Here is a 668-nt window from a genome sequence, read left to right on the forward strand (position 1 = left end):
CGCGTTTGAGGTTTCACTTTTGGATCGTTGGTAAGCACACGGCTTACTGTTGATTTGCCAACGCCTGCCAATTTCGCGATATCAAGAATGGTGAGTTTTTTGCTCATAAGTGATCAAACTAGAATGGATGAATGCTTAGGTGACTGAACTTTAACAGCAATAAAAGAAAAGGGAAGCAAACGCTTCCCTTAAACATGCAAATTGTGGTGTTATTTTTGTAAATACGCTGGCACATCTGCGATGCTATCGAGCACTACTGTAGCTAATGCTTCACCTTGCTCGGTGATTGGCTTACCTGTGCGAACCAGAATCTTAGTGCCAACACCTGCGGCTTCTGCTGCCATCATGTCTTCGGCTTTATCACCAATCATCACAGATTTTTCCATGTCGATTTTCAAGAAGTCGCGAGCAGAGATAAACATACCAGGTTTAGGTTTGCGGCAATCACAATCTTGCTTGTAGTCACCGATGCCATGCTCAGGATGATGTGGACAATAGTAAAAACCATCAAACTCAACGCCATTATCAACGAAGTTCCAGTCCATCCATTGTGTCAGAGACAAGAAACGGTCTTCACTGAATTTACCGCGTGCGATGCCCGATTGATTCGTTACAAGCACCAACAGGTAACCTTTATCTTTCAGCGCTTTTGTCGCTTCAAACACACC

At 43.9% G+C, this 668-nt stretch carries 2 protein-coding genes; both read right to left on the reverse strand.

Annotation, left to right across the window (positions count from 1 at the left end; translation table 11 throughout):
- The coding region (locus R7R24_RS27420) for a LacI family DNA-binding transcriptional regulator (protein WP_318120230.1) at window positions 1-107 on the reverse strand (107 nt) is incomplete at its 3' end.
- 102 nt (window positions 108-209) lie between these two features.
- Window positions 210-668, reverse strand: a 459-nt coding sequence (gmhB, locus tag R7R24_RS27425) for a D-glycero-beta-D-manno-heptose 1,7-bisphosphate 7-phosphatase (protein WP_318120229.1), incomplete at its 5' end; no start/stop codon positions are given.

The sequence above is a fragment of the Vibrio sp. 704 genome (assembly GCF_033339295.1).